This window comes from Pararhizobium polonicum, from assembly GCF_001687365.1.
GTDB classification, from domain to species: domain Bacteria; phylum Pseudomonadota; class Alphaproteobacteria; order Rhizobiales; family Rhizobiaceae; genus Pararhizobium; species Pararhizobium polonicum.
Map to the genome: position 1 here is coordinate 64,046 of NZ_LGLV01000015.1, position 17,949 is coordinate 81,994.

At 59.6% G+C, this 17,949-nt stretch carries 16 protein-coding genes; 11 read left to right on the top strand and 5 right to left on the bottom strand.

Annotated features, from left to right (window positions below; genetic code table 11):
• Positions 1-38: 38 nt before the first annotated feature.
• The 3 genes from choV to ADU59_RS22360 all read right to left on the bottom strand — a co-directional run bounded on the left by choV (position 39) and on the right by ADU59_RS22360 (position 2,970).
• A complete protein-coding gene (gene choV / locus ADU59_RS22350) occupies positions 39-1,088 on the bottom strand; it encodes a choline ABC transporter ATP-binding protein (RefSeq protein WP_068956689.1) in 1,050 nt (349 codons plus the stop codon).
• The gene (choW, locus tag ADU59_RS22355) at positions 1,085-1,936 is read right to left on the bottom strand and encodes a choline ABC transporter permease subunit (RefSeq protein WP_068956691.1); all 852 of its coding nucleotides are present in this window, start codon (positions 1,934-1,936) and stop codon (positions 1,085-1,087) included. Before choW ends, choV begins: the two co-directional genes overlap by 4 nt.
• Before the next feature lie 86 nt (positions 1,937-2,022).
• Positions 2,023-2,970: a choline ABC transporter substrate-binding protein gene (locus tag ADU59_RS22360; protein WP_068956956.1), complete on the bottom strand. Its 948-nt coding sequence runs from the start codon at positions 2,968-2,970 to the stop codon at positions 2,023-2,025.
• 244 nt (positions 2,971-3,214) lie between these two features.
• On the opposite strand from ADU59_RS22360, the gene ADU59_RS22365 reads away from it, so the two are divergent.
• From ADU59_RS22365 to ADU59_RS22410, 10 genes are all read left to right on the top strand, one after another.
• Positions 3,215-3,796 carry a thymidine kinase gene (locus ADU59_RS22365; protein ID WP_068956693.1) on the top strand — a complete coding sequence of 194 codons (582 nt, stop codon included), beginning with the start codon at positions 3,215-3,217 and terminating at the stop codon, positions 3,794-3,796.
• Positions 3,797-3,870: 74 nt separating this feature from the next.
• A complete protein-coding gene (locus ADU59_RS22370) occupies positions 3,871-4,251 on the top strand; it encodes a c-type cytochrome (RefSeq protein ID WP_068956695.1) in 381 nt (126 codons plus the stop codon).
• A gap of 162 nt (positions 4,252-4,413) precedes the next feature.
• The gene (locus ADU59_RS22375; protein ID WP_068956697.1) at positions 4,414-5,502 is read left to right on the top strand and encodes an Atg14 domain-containing protein; all 1,089 of its coding nucleotides are present in this window, start codon (positions 4,414-4,416) and stop codon (positions 5,500-5,502) included.
• A gap of 196 nt (positions 5,503-5,698) precedes the next feature.
• On the top strand, positions 5,699-6,847 hold the full coding sequence (locus ADU59_RS22380) for a hypothetical protein (protein WP_068956699.1): 1,149 nt from the start codon (positions 5,699-5,701) through the stop codon (positions 6,845-6,847).
• A 4-nt stretch (positions 6,848-6,851) separates the two neighbouring features.
• Positions 6,852-8,768 carry an AAA family ATPase gene (locus ADU59_RS22385; RefSeq protein ID WP_068956701.1) on the top strand — a complete coding sequence of 639 codons (1,917 nt, stop codon included), beginning with the start codon at positions 6,852-6,854 and terminating at the stop codon, positions 8,766-8,768.
• Positions 8,769-8,822: 54 nt separating this feature from the next.
• A complete protein-coding gene (locus ADU59_RS22390; RefSeq protein WP_068956703.1) occupies positions 8,823-9,080 on the top strand; it encodes a type II toxin-antitoxin system RelE family toxin in 258 nt (85 codons plus the stop codon).
• 1 nt (position 9,081) lies between these two features.
• Entirely contained in the window at positions 9,082-9,498 is a 417-nt protein-coding gene (locus tag ADU59_RS22395; protein ID WP_068956705.1) for a helix-turn-helix domain-containing protein, read from the top strand.
• A gap of 22 nt (positions 9,499-9,520) precedes the next feature.
• Positions 9,521-10,822 (top strand): DUF6638 family protein, encoded by a 1,302-nt coding sequence (locus ADU59_RS22400; RefSeq protein ID WP_068956707.1) that lies wholly within the window; start codon positions 9,521-9,523, stop codon positions 10,820-10,822.
• Positions 10,815-11,942, top strand: coding sequence for a DUF2333 family protein (locus tag ADU59_RS22405; RefSeq protein ID WP_068956709.1), 1,128 nt, complete (start codon positions 10,815-10,817; stop codon positions 11,940-11,942). The genes ADU59_RS22400 and ADU59_RS22405 overlap by 8 nt, the downstream gene beginning before the upstream one ends.
• A gap of 185 nt (positions 11,943-12,127) precedes the next feature.
• Positions 12,128-13,807, top strand: coding sequence for a formate--tetrahydrofolate ligase (locus ADU59_RS22410; protein WP_068956958.1), 1,680 nt, complete (start codon positions 12,128-12,130; stop codon positions 13,805-13,807).
• 71 nt (positions 13,808-13,878) lie between these two features.
• Here the strand turns inward: ADU59_RS22410 and ADU59_RS22415 are convergent, their stop codons facing one another.
• Together ADU59_RS22415 and ADU59_RS22420 are read right to left on the bottom strand one after the other, a co-directional pair.
• Positions 13,879-14,388 (bottom strand): DUF1993 domain-containing protein, encoded by a 510-nt coding sequence (locus ADU59_RS22415; protein ID WP_068956711.1) that lies wholly within the window; start codon positions 14,386-14,388, stop codon positions 13,879-13,881.
• A gap of 143 nt (positions 14,389-14,531) precedes the next feature.
• Positions 14,532-15,371: an extensin-like domain-containing protein gene (locus ADU59_RS22420; protein WP_068956713.1), complete on the bottom strand. Its 840-nt coding sequence runs from the start codon at positions 15,369-15,371 to the stop codon at positions 14,532-14,534.
• A 301-nt stretch (positions 15,372-15,672) separates the two neighbouring features.
• On the opposite strand from ADU59_RS22420, the gene ADU59_RS22425 reads away from it, so the two are divergent.
• Positions 15,673-17,898 carry a TonB-dependent hemoglobin/transferrin/lactoferrin family receptor gene (locus tag ADU59_RS22425; RefSeq protein WP_068956715.1) on the top strand — a complete coding sequence of 742 codons (2,226 nt, stop codon included), beginning with the start codon at positions 15,673-15,675 and terminating at the stop codon, positions 17,896-17,898.
• Positions 17,899-17,949: the final 51 nt, after the last annotated feature.

A 17,949-nucleotide genomic window follows, 5' to 3' on the forward strand; every position in this document is an offset into this window, starting at 1 on the left:
TCCGGGCGTCTTTTATAAGGGCATTCAGGCCCGTCCGGTCAACTCTTGTTGCGGTGCCGGGTCAGGCCTTCCACGACGTTCTGCGCATCGATGGTACCGACGATGGCGCCGTTTTCGACGACGCCGATGCTGCCCGGCTGGCGCGACATGGCGTCGAGAATGTCGATCAGCGGTGTCGTCGGCTTGGCCGTCGCCGAGACGCCGGCGCCGCTGCCGGCGCGGTTGACGCCCTGGCTCATCACGTCCATCGCGGTCAGCATGGTGATCGGGTTCATGTGCTGGACGAAATCGGCGACATACTGGTTTGCCGGGTTCTTGACGATATCCTGCGGCGTGCCGCACTGGATGATGCGGCCGCCTTCCATGATGGCAATACGGTTGCCGATTCGGAAGGCTTCGTCGAGATCGTGGCTGACGAACAGGATGGTCTTCTTCAGCCGCCGCTGGAATTCCAGCAGTTCGTCCTGAAGCCGGGTCCGGATCAGCGGATCAAGCGCGGAGAAGGGCTCGTCCATCAAAAGGATCGGCGCCCCGGTGGCAAAGGCGCGGGCAAGGCCCACGCGCTGCTGCATGCCGCCGGACAGTTCCTTGACCTGGCGGCTCGCCCATTTCGTCAGGTTGACCAGTTCCAGCTGTTCGGCAACGCGGTCCTTGCGTTCCTTGTCCGGCACGCCGGCAAGCTCCAGTCCGAAGCCGACATTGTCTTCCACCGTGCGCCACGGCAGCAATGCGAACTGCTGGAACACCATGGAGACATCGTGCATGCGGAAGTCGCGCAGCGACTTGGCGCTGGTCTTGTACGGGTTGATCATGCCGTGCCCGGTCTTCACCTGCACTTCGCCGCGCACCACCGGCGCCAGACCGTTGACGGCGCGCAGCAGCGTCGACTTGCCCGAGCCCGACAATCCCATCAGCACGAGGATTTCGCCCTCGGTGATGGTCAGCGATGCATCGGCGACGCCGAGCACCAGGCCGGTGGCCGCGCCGATTTCGTCGCGGGTCTTGCCCTGATCGACCATGGCGATGGCGGCTTGCGGCCTGTTGCCGAAGATGATGTCGACATTCTTGAAAACGACGGCATCGGTCATGCGCCTTCTCCTTCATCGGACGAACGGAACAGGCGGTCGAGAATGATCGCGAGAATGACGATACAGAGGCCGGATTCAAAGCCCATGGCGATGTTGACCGTGTTCAGCGCCCGCACGACCGGCACGCCGAGACCGGCGGCGCCAACGAGGGCAGAAATGACCACCATCGACAGCGACAGCATGATGGTCTGCGTCAGGCCGGCCATGATCTGCGGCATGGCAAAGGGCAGCTCGATCTTGCGCAGCACCTGCGAGGGCGTCGCACCGAAGGAGACCGCCGCTTCGACCAGCGATGGCGGTGTCGAGATGATGCCGAGGCGGGTCAGCCGGATCGGTGCCGGAATGGCGAAGATCACGGTGGCGATCAGACCCGGCACCATGCCGAGGCCGAACAGAACCAGCGCGGGGATCAGGTAGACGAAGGTCGGAATGGTCTGCATCAGGTCGAGGATCGGCCGCATCACGGCATAGACCCAGGCGCGCCGGGCAGCGGCGATCCCCAGCGGAATGCCGACGGCCATGCTGACGGCGCTGGCCGCCAGCACCAGGGCGAGCGTCTCCGTTGTCGCCTTCCAGTAGCCGAGATTGATGATCAGCAGCAGGCCCAGCAGCGTGAACAATGTGACCCCGATCGAGCGGCGGAACCAGTAGGATGCTGCCGTCACCACAGCCACGACGATCAGCGGGTGCGGTGACTGCAATATCCACAGGATCACATTGACCACGCCCGACAGGACGGCGGAGACATGGTCGAAAAAGCCTGAGAAATTGGTGGTCAGCCAGGTGAAGAAACTCTTCGCCCAGCCGCCGATGGGGATGCGTCGATCAGGATTGGTTAGCCATTCCACGGAAAATCGCCTGGTTCTTGATGCCGATGATAGGAGAGGATGCGCTTAAAAAAGGCGGGGACTGCTCCCCGCCTTTTGTTGACCGGTCAGAGACCGAGCGCTGTCTTCACCGCTGCCAGTCCGTCGCCACCATCCTTGGTGGTGACGCCGGCAAGCCAGGGGTCGATGGCTGTCGGATTGGCTTTCAGCCATTCGGTCGCAGCCGCTTCCGGATCCTTGCTGTCGTTCAGGATCTTGCCCATGATCTCGTTTTCCATCGGAAGCGAGAATTTCAGGTTGGTGATCAGCTTGCCGACATTCGGGCATTCGGCGGTGTAGCCGGCGCGCACGTTCGTAAAGACGGTGGCTCCGCCGAAATTGGGGCCGAAGATGTCATCGCCGCCCGACAGGTAGGTCAGCTTGAAATTGGCGTTCATCGGATGCGGTTCCCAGCCGAGGAAAACCACCGGCTGACCGTCTTTTTCCGCGCGGGCGACCTGGGCCAGCATGCCCTGTTCGGATGATTCGACCACCTCGAAGCCCTTGAGGCCGAACGTGTCCTTGTCCGTCATGTCGATGATCAGGCGGTTGCCGTCATTGCCGGGCTCGATGCCGTAAATCTTACCGTCGAGTTCGGCCTTGTGTGCGGCGATATCCTTGAAGTCCTTGATGCCGAGCTCTGCGCCCTTGGCATTGGTCGCCAGCGTGTACTTGGCGCCTTCCAGATTGGGACCGAAGGATTCGACGGACTTGTCATCAAGGAAGGGACGCACGTCGTTTTCCTGGGTCGGCATCCAGTTGCCGAGGAAGACGTCGATGTCCTTGTTCTTCAACGACTGGTAGGTGACCGGAACGGAGAGAACCTTGATGTCGGCCTCGTATCCGAGGCCTTTCAGGATCGACGCCACGGTCGCGGTGGTCGCGGTGATGTCGGTCCAGCCCACATCGGCGAACCGGACGGTGCCACAGCTTGCCGGCTCGGCGGCATGGGCGGATGTCAGTGCGGTCAGCGATACAGCCGCGGTCAGCATGAGTTTCAGTGTCAGTCTGGTCATCGTGATCATTCCCCTGCTTTTTGGTTTAAGCCAATCACCAAATGTCCGCCTCTTCAAGCGCCCTGATGTTGGCTCCAAGTGTATTGGGACATTCGCCGGACACGCCCGCGTAAAACGACGCGGGATGTCGCATTGCTAATGTTCTGCTGGCTTGCGTCGATTTTCTGTGACTTTCGTGCTCGCGCTCTGGCCTTCCCCGTTCGGTCTGTTCATGAACAACCGACAGCATACAGAAGAGGACGCCATGGCAAAACTGTATTTCAGCTACGCCACCATGAACGCCGGAAAATCGACCTTGCTCCTGCAGGCGTCCTATAACTATCGCGAGCGCGGCATGCGCACGGTGATCCTGATCGCGGCCTTCGACGATCGGGCAGGCAAGGGGCGTGTGTCCTCGCGCATCGGCCTGAGCGAGGATGGCATATCCTTCCATCATGACGACGACCTCTATGCTCTGGTCGAGCGGCTGCATGCTGAAGAGACGATCGCCTGCGTCTTCGTCGACGAGGCGCAGTTTCTCGGTGAGGATCAGGTCTGGCAACTGGCCCGCGTCGCCGACCGCATCGGCATTCCCGTCATGGCCTACGGGTTGCGCACGGATTTCCAGGGCAAGCTCTTTCCCGGCTCGATGGCGCTTTTGGCGATCGCCGACGAGATGCGTGAAGTCCGCACGATCTGCCATTGCGGCCGCAAGGCGACCATGGTGGCGCGGATGGATGCGCAGGGCAATGTCGTGCGCGAAGGCGCCCAGGTCGATGTCGGCGGCAACGAGAAATACGTGGTTTATTGCCGCCGCCACTGGGAAGACAAGATGAGCGAAGGCTGAAGCGGGCTATCGCGAAGCCCGCGCTCCATGCCATGATGGTGGCGATCCCAATAGATTTTCCGGAGAAACTGCCCATGTCGTTACGGCTTGCTCTGATGAGCCTCTGTCTCTGTCTTCAGGCCGGTCTTGCCCATGCCGGCGGCGATGCGGCGGCCGGTGCGCAGGTCTTCAAGAAGTGCGGTGCCTGCCATACCGCAACGGAGCCCTTGAACCGGGTCGGGCCAAGCCTGATGGGGGTCATCGGCCGTCCGGTGGCGACATATCCGGGTTACAGCTATTCGAGCGCCATGAAAACCTTCGGCGAGGACGGCAAGCTCTGGGACGTGGACCGGCTTTCGGAATACCTGCTCAGCCCGAAAGCGATGGTGCCCGGAACCAAGATGTCTTTTCCCGGCCTGAAGAAGCCGCAGGATATCGACGACGTCATCACCTATCTGACATCGGCTGCGAAATAGGCGCGGCGTTGCGGGGCAATCTCGGCGGATGGCGTGCATTGAAATTCGTCACACGAGATACTTGCGCTTCAAAATACCAGTCCCATTCTATAAGCTGATGTCACGACTGAATAATTAAGCTGCGTGGCGCGTCTGCACCGGAGCAACCAAGGGGGAAAACCGATGGCGACACTTCAGAATTTTGAGAGCGAAATCGAGAAAACGCGCGGCATCGTCGAACAGATCCGCGGCAAGATGAACCAGTCGGCCGTCGTACTCGACCAGTTCGCCAAATCGGACACCAAGCTGGGCGATGCCAATTTCGATATCGAGAACGCCCGCATTCAGGACGTCATCAACCAGCAGAAGGTGATGGAGGGCAATATTGCCGACCTGATCATCGGTCTGGAAGACGCCACCAACGTCTTCGGCTCCGAATTCGAGAGCATGAAGAGCTATACCGGTTATGAAAAATTCATCGGCATTTTTTCCAAGCAGCGGTCACAACGCATGCGCACCGACCGTGTCCGCAACATGTCGCTTGCCGGCAATCTTCAGGAACTGCTGGCCAAATCCGACACCATCGTGGGCATTCTGAAAGAACAGAAGAATGTACTCGATCAGCGTTACAAGACCTCGGAAGCAAGCCTGCTGCAGGTGATCGAGCGGCGCAAGAGCACGATGGCAAACCTGCTGGAAACCCAGAAGCGGATCGAGGAACTGAACCCGCTGCTGATGGACATCGAAAACAAGATCGCTGCTTCCACCGACCAGATCTCCCGTACCCAGCTAGAAGGCGAGCGTTCGGTTCTGGCGACGGAATACAATCAGAAACAGGCCAAGGAGCAGGAGCTTCTGGCCGAGAGCCAGACATACGAGCGCTACACCTCGATGTTCCAGACCTTCGTCGATTCGCTCAACAACCAGATCGCCGCGCAGAACACGCTGATCAACAAGCTGACGATCGATACCGAACAGCGCATCGTGCTTTACAAGGCGCTGGAGGATTCCTTGAAGACGGCGGCCCAGCAGGATGTCGCCCACAAGATCAATACGCTCGGCAGCCAGGTCGATACCGCAGCCGAGGAAACCATGGCCGGCATCGGCTCCGCCTCGCAGCGCCATATCGGCGATCTCCTGGAAATGCACGAGAAGAACATGCTCTCGACCCAGGACATCCAGCGCCGCAAGAAGCTGGCCGACGATGCTTTTGCCCGGCGGTTCCAGGCTGTCATGGACAAGCACAATTCGGCGAATTACGTGAAGCCGTGATTGCGCCCACAATGCCGTCTCGCGCCAAAACGTTTGATATGTCCGTCTACCATGGCCGCTGGGCGGCCTATACCTCCCCCTTGAGGGGGGAGGTCGCGCGGAACGCTCGGGTGGGGGGGGCCGTTGGGTGTCTCGAAAAATCACCCCACCCCGGAGCTTCGCTCCGACCCGCCCCCTCGATGGGAGGGTGGCCATCATGAACGCCGCATCCGAAGGCACGGTTGGCCAGTATTTTGCCTCGATCCGCGCCGCCCTTGGCGGTCTCGAAATCTTTCTGGCCGACAGCAGCACGCCGCTTTACCGGAATTCGATGATCGGCGAGGCGGTCGTGCCCTATCTGGCGCGGTTGAAGGCGTCCTTCTCCTGCTGGGAAAATCGTATCGGCTTTATCGAACAGTTCCGTATCTCGCGGGCCGAGAGCGGTTTTCCGGTGTTCCAGAATGTGCTGGAGCTGGAAAACGACCGGCAATCGGCTGAAAAACGGTTGTCGAGCATTCCGGTCGCCGATGCGCTGCGTCTGGAAATGGCCGATTTCATTCTTCGCCAGAAAGCATTTCCGGCTGAATTGCAGTCGCGCATGGCCGAGCGGCTCTATCTCGAACAGATCGGCAAGGGTGACATCTTCTCGCCCTTCATCATGCCTGAGACGATCCGGGTTGCCGTCAATCCGAAGACCATGCGGCCCTATTACGTGGTCAGCTGGGGTGCTTTCGATGGCACAAGCACGCTGCCGATGGTCTACATGGCAACCATCGAGGATTCCTCGGAAAAGATCATCAAGCTTTTGGTGACGGCGGACGGCAAGCTGAACCCGGAGATGGATATTCCCTTGCCGATCGGCGGTCTGCTCAATCCGGATCTCGCCAGCCGGTTTGACGATTTTGCGTTGAAGAACAGCGCCTATTCTCTGACACCGGTGACGATAGCCACCAGTCTCGACAGGGATTTCCCGGACCTGCATCCCAAGCAGCTGCGGCGCATCGTGCTTGGACCGTTCTACTCGGCCGGAATTACCGAGAACAATGCCAAGATCAACGAGATCCTGTCGAAGGTGCGCAAGGCGGAAAACGCCTGGCTTTTGACCTGGACCGTGCAGGAGGTGTTCTCAAAGGCCGAACGGCCCGCCCAGCGCGGCTTTTTCTCCTCGACACCGGCGTCGGAGGAATTCCACATCGATACCGACAATCTCGAGGCGACCCGCATGGGCGTCAGTTCCTACGAGAAGCACGCTTTGGTGCCGCATGACGCTTACCAGGCGCTCTATGCCGCCGGCGATGCGGCGGAGGTCTTCGGCGACTACAAGGTGCATGTGATTTCCGGAAACCAGGTTATCAGCGAGGTGTGAGGCAATGTCACTGAACGCGGGCTTGACGACACTGCACGAGGACGACATCGCCAAGCATCAGGCGGTGGCGCAGGGGCTGGTCACCCGGCTGATCATCCTTGAAGCCGACGATCCGTCTGCGGGGACAGCTTTGGCCGGAACCGGCCGCCGTTTCGTGTCCACCGTTTCGACCGGTGGTCAGCGCCGCACGCGCGAGGTGGAATTGACGAAGGCCATCCAGTCGGTTCGCGCCAACGATCCGCTGTTTTCGCCTGCTCAGCACGCGCTGCTCTATCGATCGCGGCGCGGCATTCAGGTGGCGCTCGCCGTTGCCGATGTCTTTGCCCGCCAGACCAATCTGGAAGGGTTGCAATCACGCAATGCCGCGGCACCGCTGTCGGGCGAGGACGCCACCCAGTTCAAGGCGCTTCTGTCGGCATCGGCCTATATCGCCGCCTTCACCTTCGCCGCCTATCTCGGGGCGACGCTTGCGGGGGAGGGCGAACCGGTCGAGGATGGGACCGAGCCGGATTTCCTGTTCGATACGCCGCAGGATGCGCTGAAGGGCATGCTCTCGGCGTTGGACAAGACCATTGCCGGTGCGCCCGACGATGCCGCGCTGACCAGCCGGGCGCGGGCCTTCTCCCGGCTTGCGATCGAGGGACTGATCGGCCGCAAGGCACGGTTCACCGGGCTTGCAAGCTTCGAGAATGTCCATATCCGGCTCGATCAGGACGATTTCACCCTCAACGGTTTTGACGTCGCGCCCGGTCAGAAGCGCAAGCCGCTGGTGATGAGCTTCAAGAAGCCGGAAGAGATCATCGGCAACCACATCGCCAAATATCAGGCGTTGAAGCTTGCCAAGATGCTGATGGCCTATGATTTCGACCGGCAGATGAATCCGTTCGTCGAACTGGGCGGCTTCCTTTTCACCTTCATCGGCGACGGCATGCCGGGCACCGGCAAGACCATCCTGATCCAGATGCTGGCGGGCATGCTCAACGACTACTGCGAGATCGCCGGATACGCCTTTCACTACGAGAATTTCGGGGTCGACCAGATTTCCTCCTATCAGGGCAAATCGGGGCAAAACTGCAAGGAATTCGTCAACAACGTCATCAATCCGAAGGCGATCGGCTTCGGCACCATCGACGATGTCGATCAGGTGGCGGCCAAGCGCTCGGACGACCGCGCGTCGGCGGGGCAGCATGAGGTGACGGCGGTGCTGATGGAAAGTTTCGCCGGTGCCTCGACGGTGATCCGCGGCAACTGCACCTTCGGCATGTTCTCCAATTATCCGGAAAACGTCGATGATGCCCTGCGCCAGCGCGCCGGTGCCCGCTGGCTGGTCGATGGGCCGCAATCGGAAGGCGATTATATCGATATCTTTGCCATGCTGGTCGGCAAGAACCATAAGATCCCGCTGGGCGAGCACCAGCTGTTCGCTGGTCAGGAGATCAAAAAAGCGGTTTCGCAGTCCTACGAGGCGCATGCCCGCCCGAAGGAAGAGGGGCTGCTTGCGGTGTGGGAGCGCCACGAAAAGGAAGAGGGCAAGATCGCGACGCTGGCCGACGTCGGCTCCTACCTGCATATGATCAAGGAAGCCGAGCCGCGCTTTACCGGCCGGGCAATCAAGAACATCACCGACGCGATCAAGATGCGGGCGATGGATGTGGACCTGCCCGACGACTGGTTTGCCACGCCGCAGGCCTTCATGCACAAGGCCTATGACGAGAAGAAAGCGATGATCGAAGACCTGCGCGGGCCCATCACGCTCGAGATGGTCATGCAGGAAATCAACCGCTACGCCGACAGCGAATTCCGTTACACCGACAAATCCGACGATGCGGCCGTGACCGACATCATTCGTCGGGAGCGCCAGAGGGAGAAGGCGATCCGCGAGATCGAGGCGATGAAGGCGGATGGGCGGTGGCAGGGGTAAAAGTTTGCTGAGAGCGAATTGTTCTTGCCGTCAGGTCTGAAAGGCCTTAATTTCATGAGGAAAATTGTTCTCAGCAAACAGGCGGCAACGGCATTGCAGCGTATGCCGCAAACGGATGCGAAGCGGATAACGAAAAAGCTGCAGCAATATTCGGTCGATCCGGCATCGTTGGCAAACAATGTGAAGAGGCTGCAAGGCTCGGACCACTATCGACTCAGAATCGGCGATTGGCGTGTGATTTTCAATGAGACAGGCATCGTCATTGATGTCGTTAAAATCGCCCCGCGCGGCGACGTTTATAAGGAGATGTAGCATGAACTCAGCTGTGTCTTTCAAAACGCCCAACGGCGAGGAGCTGGTCTTGCTGAGCAAGCAGGACTATGAGGATCTTGTGAGGCAGGCCGAACTGGCGGAGGATTTGGCGGACGCTGAAACAGTTCGCGTTTTTCACGAAAAACTGGCGCGTGGCGAAGAAGAACTGATCCCGCTCGAGATTGTCGAGCGATTAATCGATGGCGAAAACCCGATTCGGGTTTGGCGCGAGCATCGCGGTCTGTCCGCAAAGAAGCTTGCCGAGATTGCCGGGATCAGTGCTGCTTATCTCTCTGAGCTGGAGACCGGCAAGAAGGAGGGCAGCTTGTCAACTTTTAAAAGCATTGCGACAGCGCTCCGTCTCGATCTGGACGATCTGGTACGGAACGAAACCGACAGCTCAGCCAGGCACCCATGATTTTGACCAAGCGTGTTACCGCATGAAACGCCTCCTCGAAGCCGAACTGATCTATGGCCGCCTGCTCGATATTTCCGAGCCGCATCTGATTGCGCGCTACAACAAGGCGCTTGCCGGGTTCGGCCTGCGCCCCACGGCGCTGCCATCCTTTCAGATCGACATGACCGGTTTTTCGCCGGAGATCGCCGATGAACTCGGCGACCGCGATTATCTCGATCCCAACCGCGTCAACCGCCGCTTCATCATCCTGACGCCGGCGCAGGAAGAACTGCCGGTGGTCCATACCAGCTTCTCCAATACCGCGGCGCTGATGCACGAGTTTTTCGCCGCCAATAGCCGTGCGATCAATGCGGTGACGATCAAGGATGCGCTGTACGGCGAGATCGAGGATTCGGTATCGGTCGTCAACGATATCGACGACCTGTTGTCGATCAACGAGGTGCGTTTTCGCGTGCTGTCGGCCGAGGACATGCTGGGCAAGGCGGCCGAACTGCGCTCGCTTGTCGACCGGCTGAAGACGGTGCCGACCGCATGGGCCGATGATGCGTTGCTCAACCGCATGGTCGAGCTTGCAAAAGTCACCGGCGATATCCGCGAGAATGCGCTGGTGCCGGACAAGCTGGTCTTCCGCCACGAGGCCTTCTGGGCCAATCATTTCGGCGGCGTCTACGTCTTTCTCGATGAAAAGACGACGACGGTGATCTGCGATCCCTCTGTGCCCGGGTTCCGCCGTTCGCGGCCTTGGCAGGTCGGCTATATCAGCCTCTCGGATCATCAGCACATCTATGAGTTTCTCGCCTCGACCAACCGGCTGCAATTGCCGCAGGCATCCTGGGTGGAAAGCTCCGGGCTCTATCAGCACCGCGCGGACATGATCCTGCGCGGGCTGGTCAATCAGGCCGACCCGGCCACGGATATCAATGCGATCGACGCGATCTGGCTGCAGACCTGGATGCATCGCAACTCGGCGCTGGTGTCGTCGGATGGTGCCTATCCGTTCCTGCAGACCATGCTGCGCACGGTCCTGGCGTCTGGCAGCATCAAGATGCAGGACGTGGCGCCGGAAAATCGTTTCCTGCTGGTTCGCGCGGCACCCGATCATCCCGACCAGTGGCTGACCAACCGGTTGATTTCGCAGCTTGTGCCGCGCGACTTCGTCTCCCGCTTCGTCTTTGACAAGCAGGGGTTTTATACGGCCTATGAACATTACAGCGAAAAGTTCAGGGAATATGTTGTGGCAACGCTGACCGGCACATATCTCAGGGACAAGGTGGCGTTCCGAAAACGCCTTTATGGCATCAAGGAGGATAACAGCAATGCTTGATCCGATCGTCGCGTTTTTCCAACGTGTGTTTGCAGCGATCGGCCGGGGCATCGGCCTGGCGATTGCCTGGATACTCTCTCCCTTCATCGCCATCGCCAACTGGTATCGGGGGCGTGCGTGGATCATCAAGGGGCCGATCGGTATTGCTCTTCTCGTCCTCATCGGCCTCTACGGCTATTTCTTCTGGCAGACGCAGGCCTGGACGAATTTCGACCCGGATTATCCGAACCGGTACAATCTTGCCGCGCGCAAGAATGACGCCGGCCTTCCGGTCAAGGTGGCCGCGGGCCAGACGGCGCCGGCCAATGCCTGCGAGCGCTCGGCCATCGTCGATGTCACCGCCGATCTGATTGACTACAACGTCAACCAGAATGCCTGGATCTCGTCGATGCTGCTCTACAAGGTCGGCCTGTTCGGCATGGATTGGGATCGCACACCTTGGCTCGACAACAAGGCGTCGTTCCAGCGCGGCATTAACGAAGCGGTGCGGCGCACGACGGTCGAACTGGTCGATTCCCTTGTCCGCATGCGCGGTACGTCCGGCATCAATCCGCTGCTGCAAAGCGTGCGCAGCAAGATGCAGTACGAGGAAACCAACTGGTATTTCGGCCTGTCGCCTTTTGGCCCGCTGACACCGACACCGTCGCAATATCGCGTGGCGATGAAGGATCTGCGGACCTTCAACGACGAGTTGTCGAAATGCGCGGCGACATTCGACGCCCGCGCCGACAACTTCCTGGAATTCATGGACCGCGTCTCAAGCTCGATCGGCAGCACCTCGGCAATGCTGCGCGAGCGCTCGGAGAACTTCAATGGCGGCTGGTTCGATACGCGGGCCGATGATCGCTTCTGGTTCGCCTATGGCCAGCTCTACGGCTATTACGGCGTGCTGACGGCAGCCGGCGCGGACTTCGACGGGGTCATCACGCAGCGCGGCCTCGGGCCGATCTGGAACGAAAGCATCAAGCAGCTGCGAGCCGCCTTGCGCATCCAGCCGTTTATCATCTCGAACGGCCAGGAAGATGGATGGATCATGCCGACCCATCTGGCAACGCTCGGCTTCTATGTCCTGCGGGTTCGCTCGAATCTGGTCGAAATGCGCGATATCCTGGCACGCTGAGACCGTTTGATCGTTTTAAGGACGGAAGGACGTTGTTCTTCCGTCCTTTTTGTTGGATTTGGCCAAAATCCGCATCGTTTTTGCTTTTTCCCTTGCCGATCGGGAACAAAACGATGGAAAGCGCCTTCGGTTCGCGTTCATATGCGCCTCAGACCCAGAAAACGGTGGAAGGGGAGAGACACCATATGGCCGAGGTCAAGTCCGATATCGAAATAGCCCGCGCAGCGACGAAGAAGCCGATCCTCGAGATTGGCGCCAAGCTTGGAATTCCGCCCGAACATCTGCTTCCTTACGGCCATGACAAGGCGAAGATCAGCGCCGACTTCATCTCCCAGCAGAAGGGCAGGCCGGACGGCCGGCTGATCTTGGTCACTGCGATCAATCCGACGCCGGCCGGCGAAGGCAAGACGACGACGACGGTCGGTCTTGGCGACGGGCTCAATCGCATCGGCAAGAAGGCGGTCGTCTGTATTCGCGAGGCGTCGCTTGGCCCCTGTTTCGGCGTCAAGGGCGGGGCTGCCGGCGGCGGCTATGCGCAGGTCGTGCCGATGGAGGACATTAATCTTCATTTCACCGGCGATTTCCACGCCATCACCTCGGCCCATAATCTGCTGTCGGCGCTGATCGACAACCACATATACTGGGGCAACGAGCAGAATATCGACATCCGCCGCATCGCCTGGCGCCGCGTGATGGACATGAACGACCGGGGGCTTCGCCATATCGTCGGCTCGCTCGGCGGCGTTGCCAACGGCTTTCCGCGCGAGACCGGATTCGATATCACCGTCGCCTCGGAAGTGATGGCGATCCTGTGCCTGTCCACCGATCTCAAGGATCTGGAAAAGCGCCTCGGCGACATCATCATCGCCTACCGGCGCGACAAGACGCCGGTCTTTGCCCGCGACATCAAGGCCGATGGCGCCATGACCGTGCTGCTCAAGGATGCAATGCAGCCGAATATCGTGCAGACGCTGGAAAACAACCCGGCCTTCGTGCACGGCGGCCCGTTCGCCAATATTGCCCATGGGTGCAACTCGGTCGTGGCGACGACGACGGCGCTGAAGCTTGCCGATTATGTCGTCACGGAAGCCGGTTTCGGTGCCGATCTGGGGGCTGAAAAATTCTTCGACATCAAATGCCGCAAGGCCGGCTTGAAGCCCGATGCGGCGGTGATCGTGGCCACCGCGCGGGCGATGAAGATGAATGGCGGCGTGAAGAAGGAGGATCTGGGTCACGAGAATATCGAGGCCGTGAAGAAGGGCTGCGCCAATCTCGGCCGCCATGTGCAGAACGTCAAGAAATTCGGCGTGCCGGTGGTCGTGGCGATCAATCATTTCACGCTGGATACCGAGGCTGAGATCCGGGCGATCAAGGATTATGTCGCAACGCTCGGCGCCGAGGCTATCCTCTGCAAGCACTGGGCCGAAGGATCCGCCGGCATCGAGGACCTTGCCCGCAAGGTCGTGGCGCTGGCGGAAAGCGGCCGTTCGCAGTTCTCGCCGCTTTATCCCGACGACATGCCACTGTTCCACAAGATCGAGACCATCGCCAAGGACATCTATCACGCCGGAGAGGTGATCGCCGACAAGGCGGTGCGCGAGCAACTGCACATATGGGAAGCGCAGGGCTATGGCCACCTGCCGATCTGCATGGCCAAGACGCAGTATTCGTTCTCGACCGACCCCAACCTGCGCGGCGCCCCGACCGGGCATACGGTGCCGATCCGCGAGGTCCGTCTTTCCGCCGGCGCCGGCTTCATCGTCGTCATCACCGGCGAGATCATGACCATGCCCGGTTTGCCGAGGGTGCCCTCGTCGGAGAAGATTTTCCTGAATGCGGATGGCTTTATCGAGGGATTGTTCTGAGCGGCACATCAACGGAATCATGGCGAAATCGGCAGCGATGCCGTTGATTTTGCCTGCCGGCAGCCTTCGCCTCAGCCATAGGGGCCGAGATAATCGGTCTTGCCGACGGCAACGCCCTGATTGCGCAGGATGTCGTGGGTTGTGGCGACGTGGAAGAAGAAGTTCGGAAGGGCGAATTTCAGCAGGTAGTCGTCACCCGTGAAGGTGAATTTGAGTTTGCCGAAAGCGATCGGCACGTCCTTGGTGTCGCTCTTTTCCAGATCGGACGGCTTGACGGTTTCGAGGAAGGCGATCGTCTTGGCAATGCGTTCGCGAAGCTCGGAAAACGTCTTTTCCTCATCCGGAAAACTGGGTGCAGGCACCTCCGTCAGGCGGCCGATGGCGTTCTTCGACGTATCGCTGACACGCTGGATCTGGCCGGACAGCGGCAGCATGTCGGGGGCAAGCCGGGCATTGAACAGGTCATCCAGCGGGATTTTCTTGGCCGCCGCATGGGACTCGGCCTTGTCGAGAAGCGTTGCAAGAACGTTGAGACCGCGAATGAACACCGGTACCGACAGTTTGAACATGGAAACGGGCATGGAGAATTCCTTGTCTTGAGTGCGCGGGCTTCAAGGCCGGCGCCTGAGGCAGATGGGGTGCGTTCAGCCCCCATGCAAGCCGAGGGCGCAGTTGCCGGATACGATCTTTATCAGCTCAAAGCCGGATGATATGTGACGCTGTTTCAGCGGCAATAGCGGTATCCGCCTTTCCGCTCGATCACGTCGAAATGCAGGTGGTTTTCATGGGCTTCGTCGCTGCCGGGATCGAGAACGGTTTCGAAATAGAGGCAACCGGTCGCGGTCACCGCGCGCTGGAAAGCTCCAGCGAGGGTGGAATCGTCGTCGCGGGGCTGGATTTCGATCGATTTGCCATTCTTGAAGGTGAATGAGGCGATGTCGATGGCATTGCCGCGCGCATGTTCGGAGATTTTCCCGGTCGTTGCGTTGTTGCGCAACCGGCAGATATAGCTTGATGCCTGATTGATGGTGATGAGCGGCCCCTCGTTTTCGAGAGCGACTTTCGCGGCCGGCAGCACCGCATCCTTTGTCCAGCGAGCGAGTTCCAGCGCCGTTTCGCACCGCATCTTGCCTTCCGGCTTCAGCGTGATGCCGGGAAGGACAGTCTGCAGCGTCAACGGCTTGTCGATGCCGCAGCCCTTGCCGTCATCGATCCGTTTTTCCTCCCGAAAGGTGGCGCCGAGTTCTTTCAATGCCGTAAGGCAGGCACCGTATTCCTTCGGATCCCCCGCCTTGATCGTCAGGTCCGGCTGAAGGGGCGTGTCCGGCTGTTCCGCCGCAGGCTTGGCATCGTCCAGCGCTGGCGCCTGCTTTTCGTCTTTCTTGGCGAGGGGCGGCTCCTGCCTGGTCTTGTGCCCACTCCCGGTCGTATCCCCGGTCTTTGCTGCCGGCTGTGGTGTCTCCACCGTCACCGGTTTCGTTTCGGGGATGGGGCCTTTCTCGGGAAGGCCGGCGCTGGACAGGAGAAGGATCGACAGAAGGAGAAGGGCGAATCGAAATGGCATAAGCGGGCTCCGTTTCTGCCGGAGGCGGCAGGGTCACGGTTCACAACGCATTCGGGCGCTAGTCGGTTGCATTGCAGCTTGCGGATGACGATCGTTGCCGATCGGACACGATTTGTCCGCGGGTGGCGAAAGGTTGATCGAATTGTGGCGATTATATGTTGACAATAATAGTCATGTTTCTTACGCCGCATGAAACGTAGCGTTTCTTGTCGCTGCCCGATATTCGTTATCCATACCTAGCCAGCCCTTTGAGCCATTCGTCTCAGCAGCCAGCCCGGTGCATTTATCAAAGGATTGGTCCATGATTACCCGGCATCACTGCGCGGCGCTCTTGGCGTGCGCGGCGTTTTCTTCTGTCGCTTTGCCTCCCCAAATTTCCCGGGCACAAGACGCTGTTGCAACAACCGCTGAAGAGGGCGCCACCACGCTCAAAAAGCTGACGGTCAAGGGGAGGGGCGTGACGGGGGTCGCCGATACGCCGCTTGCGACGGAAACGACGGTCGAAGACATTCAGGACAATCAGGTTTCCTCTTTCGAGGACCTTGGTCGCACGCTGCAGCCGGGTGTGGGCTTCAACCGGGCCAATGGCAGCGTCAACGTCCGCGGGCTGGACGGCGCGCGCGTCCAGACGACGATCGACGGCATCGTCATTCCCTATCTCGATGATGGCGCCCGCGATGCCGATGGCGGAATCGACAGCTTCGATTTCGATGCACTCTCGGCCGCCGATATCGTTCGTGGCGCGGATTCAAGCCGGGCCGGTGATGGCGCTCTTGGCGGCGCCGTGGTGCTTCGAACGCTACAGCCGGAGGATCTGATCGGTGAGGGCAAAACCTGGGGCGGTATCTTCAAGTTCAGCTATGATAGCGAAGACAAGAGCTGGGCAGCCTCGGCTGCTGCGGCTGCCCGCTACGGTAATACTGCGGTACTGTTCCAGGGCGGCTACAAGAAAGGGCATGAGCAGGACAATCGTGGTACGTCCGGCGTCTACGGTCCGGGCCGCACGGAGCCCAACCCCGCCGACTTTGACCAGAAGAATGTTCTTGTGAAGGTCAAGCAATATACCGATACCGGTCACACCTTCACGTTCACCGGCGAGCGCTTCGATCGCGATAAAGATATCGACCTGCGCCAAGAACAGACAGCCACTGGCAACTACCGCCCGGGCGATTGGGACGGCAATGAGGCGGTCAAGCGCGATCGTATTTCGCTGAACTACGAATTCGAGGCCGTTGACGACGACGCATTGATCGATGCCGCCAATGCCGTCTTCTACTGGCAGGACCTGACCCGTGATAGCGGCAAATCGGGATACCGCTACACGTCGGTCATCGGCGACTATTCGCGTAATAGCGAGGTCGAAAATCGTTCGGTGGGTGCTGCCGGATATGTGGAGAAGAAGTTCGACACGGGAAGGTTGCATCACACGGTCCGGCTCGGTGGTGATTTTTCCATCGGCAAGACGACGCAATATTCCTCCGGCGAAGACAGCTGCTCCGGTGGACCGTACACGCCATTTGACCCCTGCAATTTCCTCCATACCAATCAGGCTGATATGCCCGATGTCGACAGCAAGAAGTTCGGCATCTATTTTGAGGACGAGATCGCCATCGGTGATAGCGCGTTTTCGTTGACGCCAGGCCTTCGCTACGACTGGTACGATCAGTCGCCACAAGAAACGGCTGCCTACACCAACAATCCGAATTTCAACGGCATGCCTCCCGGCCAGAGCAGCGACGCTTTCTCGCCGAAACTGCTTGCGAAATACGAGGCTGCGCCGAATGTTGAGTTTTTCGCCCAGTGGGCGATGGGCTTCCGCTCGCCGACGGCAAACGAGCTCTACCTCGACTATGGTGCGCCCGGTACCTATCTGCGGCTTGGCAATCCGGACCTGAAGCCGGAAACCAGCAACGGGTTCGAATTGGGCGCGAATCTGGGTGACGAAGATTTCGGTGGACGTATCAGCGTCTTCCACAATCGCTACCGCAATTTCATCGACACGGTCGCTGTCGGTGCGGATCCTGCCTATCCCTTCGGAGTGACGCAGGCCGTCAATCTTGATCGAGTCCGTATCTACGGGGTCGAAATTTCCGCCCACAAGCAGTTCGACAGCGGTTTCCATATCAACGGCTCGCTCACCTATGCCAACGGTCAAAATCTGGATCCAGCCGTGGAAAACAACCGGCTTGCGTCGGTTGCACCTTTGAAGGGCGTTCTGGGCGCCGGCTATGCTACCGAAACATGGGGTGCCGATGTGACACTGATCGCGGCAAAGGGAGCTCCCAGCAAATCCGATTCAACGTTTGGTAATGTACCCGGCTATGGTCTTGTCGACCTTACCGGCTGGTGGAAACCCGAAATCGCCGAAGGCCTCACTGTGCGGGCAGGGGTCTACAACATCTTCGACAAGAAATATTACGATGCCATCAGCGTGCGCGATGTCACATTTTCCGGGACATCGCCGGGCAAGGCATACTATTCCGAGCCAGGCCGGACCTTCAAGGTCTCGCTAACCCAGCGCTTCTAAACATTAGTTGATGTTGGCGATCACGGGAGCGGTCTGGAAAGGCCGCTCCCA

Coding starts and splice junctions, on each gene's coding strand:
- ADU59_RS22415 (WP_068956711.1), bottom strand. CDS start 14,388: ATGCCCGTTTCCATGTTCAAACTGTCGGTACCGGTGTTCATTCGCGGT.
- ADU59_RS22400 (WP_068956707.1), top strand. CDS start 9,521: ATGAAACGCCTCCTCGAAGCCGAACTGATCTATGGCCGCCTGCTCGAT.
- ADU59_RS22375 (WP_068956697.1), top strand. CDS start 4,414: ATGGCGACACTTCAGAATTTTGAGAGCGAAATCGAGAAAACGCGCGGC.
- ADU59_RS22385 (WP_068956701.1), top strand. CDS start 6,852: ATGTCACTGAACGCGGGCTTGACGACACTGCACGAGGACGACATCGCC.
- ADU59_RS22360 (WP_068956956.1), bottom strand. CDS start 2,970: ATGACCAGACTGACACTGAAACTCATGCTGACCGCGGCTGTATCGCTG.
- ADU59_RS22380 (WP_068956699.1), top strand. CDS start 5,699: ATGAACGCCGCATCCGAAGGCACGGTTGGCCAGTATTTTGCCTCGATC.
- ADU59_RS22420 (WP_068956713.1), bottom strand. CDS start 15,371: ATGCCATTTCGATTCGCCCTTCTCCTTCTGTCGATCCTTCTCCTGTCC.
- ADU59_RS22365 (WP_068956693.1), top strand. CDS start 3,215: ATGGCAAAACTGTATTTCAGCTACGCCACCATGAACGCCGGAAAATCG.
- ADU59_RS22395 (WP_068956705.1), top strand. CDS start 9,082: ATGAACTCAGCTGTGTCTTTCAAAACGCCCAACGGCGAGGAGCTGGTC.
- ADU59_RS22425 (WP_068956715.1), top strand. CDS start 15,673: ATGATTACCCGGCATCACTGCGCGGCGCTCTTGGCGTGCGCGGCGTTT.
- ADU59_RS22370 (WP_068956695.1), top strand. CDS start 3,871: ATGTCGTTACGGCTTGCTCTGATGAGCCTCTGTCTCTGTCTTCAGGCC.
- choV (WP_068956689.1), bottom strand. CDS start 1,088: ATGACCGATGCCGTCGTTTTCAAGAATGTCGACATCATCTTCGGCAAC.
- ADU59_RS22410 (WP_068956958.1), top strand. CDS start 12,128: ATGGCCGAGGTCAAGTCCGATATCGAAATAGCCCGCGCAGCGACGAAG.
- ADU59_RS22390 (WP_068956703.1), top strand. CDS start 8,823: ATGAGGAAAATTGTTCTCAGCAAACAGGCGGCAACGGCATTGCAGCGT.
- ADU59_RS22405 (WP_068956709.1), top strand. CDS start 10,815: ATGCTTGATCCGATCGTCGCGTTTTTCCAACGTGTGTTTGCAGCGATC.